This window comes from Oscillochloris sp. ZM17-4 (assembly GCF_019599295.1).
Classification (GTDB): domain Bacteria; phylum Chloroflexota; class Chloroflexia; order Chloroflexales; family Chloroflexaceae; genus Oscillochloris.
Map to the genome: position 1 here is coordinate 1 of NZ_JAIEWN010000138.1, position 2379 is coordinate 2379.

The following is a 2379-nucleotide window of genomic DNA, read 5'->3' on the forward strand; positions in this document are numbered from 1 at the left end:
CGGCGGCGAGGACGCCGCAGGCACGATCTTCGCCGACACCCAGCTGCACCAGGCCAGCGGCTCGCTCTCAACCCCGGTGCCGGTCGCCACCATCTCGCGGGTCACCCCGCGTGACGCGCGCCAGGGCGTGGATACGATCAGCTTCACCGGCCGGGGGGCGGATCCTGACGCGACCGATCAGATTGTGGCGTATCGCTGGACGCACAACGGGGCCGTGATCAGCGATCAGCCGAGCTTCACCCTCGCCGCCGCTGCGCTGCCGCTCGGCGAGCAGACGATCCGCTTTGCGGTGCAGGACAACGAGGGCGACTGGTCGCCCGCCGCCGAGCAGCGGGTCTACATCCGCAATGGCAACGCCGGTATGCGCACGGGCGGGCAGACCTGGACGCTGCTGATCTACGCGGTGGCCGATAATAACCTCGACCCCTACATGGGCGAGAGCGCCACGCTGAGCGGGATGCTCTACCGCCTGCGCAGCGCCGGCGCCCAGGCCAATGTCCAGGTCGGGGTGCTCTACGATGGGCCGGGGGTGAACGACACCCGGCGCTACATCCTGCGGCCCGATGGCCAGTGGCTCAGCGAGACGCTGCCCGAGGCGCGTATGGACGAGATGGAGACCCTGCGCGACTTTGTGCGCTGGGGCTACGCGACCTTCCCGAGCGACTACTATGCGCTCTCGCTGGTTGACCACGCCAACGGGGTGGTTGGCTTTGGCCAGGATAATACCAGCGACAGCGCCGGCAAGGCATTTCTCACCCCGATCGAGCTGCGCACCGCGCTCCAGCAGGCCACCGACGACGGCGCGCACACGCTCGATGTGCTGCACGTCGACGGCTGCTCGTTCGGGCTGCTGGAGGACGCCGCGATCGCTGCCGACCTCGCCCAGTACATGGTGGTCTCGCCCAACACCGGCTGGGGCGTCTTCGCCTACGACCGCTACCGCCAGCTGGCCGGGCAGGCCGCCGACCCACGGGGCTACGCGCACGACCTTGCCCAGACCTACGCCGTGGCCGTGGGCGCGCAGGAGCTGCCCTACACCGTCTCGGCGCTCGACATGGCCCGCTTCGCCGAGCTGAACCGCCGGGTCAGCGATCTTGGCGACCGGCTGGTGTCCTACGTCAGCGCCGACCCGACGATCCGCGTCGGCCAGCTGCGCGGCCTGCGCGCGGCCAGCCAGAAGTACGACTCCGGCGGCGTGTATCTGGAGATCGACCCCGAGGATAGCTACGTGGACCTGCGCGACTTCGCGGCGCGGGTGCAGGCCAGCGTGAGCGATGCGGATGTCCAGAGCGCGGCGGGCGCGGTGATCGCGGGGGTGGCCCCCTTCGTGATCTACGAGTCGCACGCCTCGGGGCAGTTTGTGGGCTACGACCCCTTCCAGGGCATTGATCGAGCCTTCACGATTGGGCTGGATCAGGCCAGCGGGCTGGCGATCTTCTACCCGCCGCGCAGCAGCACCAACCCGGCGAGCGCCTACATGGCCTACGTGCAGCACCGCATGTTCGCCACCACCCGCGACAGTGGCTGGGCGCGCTTCCTGGGCCAGGGGCTGCCGCCCCAGCTGAGCGGCGACTCATCGCCGATGCCGAATGATGTGCTGATCCCGCCGCTCACCCAGGGCGACCAGCGGCCGACAAGTACGCCGACGAGCACCGCAACGAGCACGCCCACGGCGACGAGCACCGCAACGGCCACACCCGCGCCGACGAGCACCGCAACGAGCACGCCCACGGCGACGAGCACCGCAACGGCCACACCGACCACAGCGCCCATGCGAATCACAGGCACCATCAGCGTGATGGGCGGCGAGCTGAGCAGCAGCGACGGGCGGTTCCGCATCAGCTTCCCGGCGGATGCGGTGCCCGAGGATGTGATCGTCACCTATACGGAGCTGGGCGCGCCGACGCATGCGCTGCCGGCGGGCCAGCGGGCATTGCGCAGCTTTACCTTCACTGCCCAGACGCGCTCCGGCCAGGCGGTGACGCACTTCAGCCAGCCCTACACGCTGGTGCTGAGCTACACTGACGCCATGCTCGCCGACCTCGACGAGGCGCGGCTCAGCCTCGCGTTTGGCGCTGGCAACACATGGGTGCCGGTCTTCCCCTGCCCAGATTGTCGCCAGAACCGCGCCGCCAACCACCTGAGCGTCGCGCTCGATCACTTCACCGAGTTTGTGCTGATCGGTGATACTCGATGGCAGGTCTTCCTGCCCGCAATACACCAAGGTGGATAGGTTACAGAAATAGCCCGTAAAGCCCAGCAGCGTTAGCGCTGGGCTTTACGGGCTTCACCCGCTGTAGCGGCTTTAGCTCTCCGATACGGCTTCCTAATGCGCTAAAGCGCTTGTAGCAGAACGAATAATCTGGTATACTAGAGCTG

Annotated in this window: 1 protein-coding gene; it reads left to right on the forward strand. The window is 68.0% G+C overall.

All coding sequences use genetic code 11. The features are described from left to right. Window positions 1-2233: clostripain-related cysteine peptidase (locus tag K2Z83_RS28190; protein ID WP_255604575.1), on the forward strand; the 2233-nt coding region annotated here is incomplete at its 5' end. Between the last annotated feature and the right edge of the window lie 146 nt (window positions 2234-2379).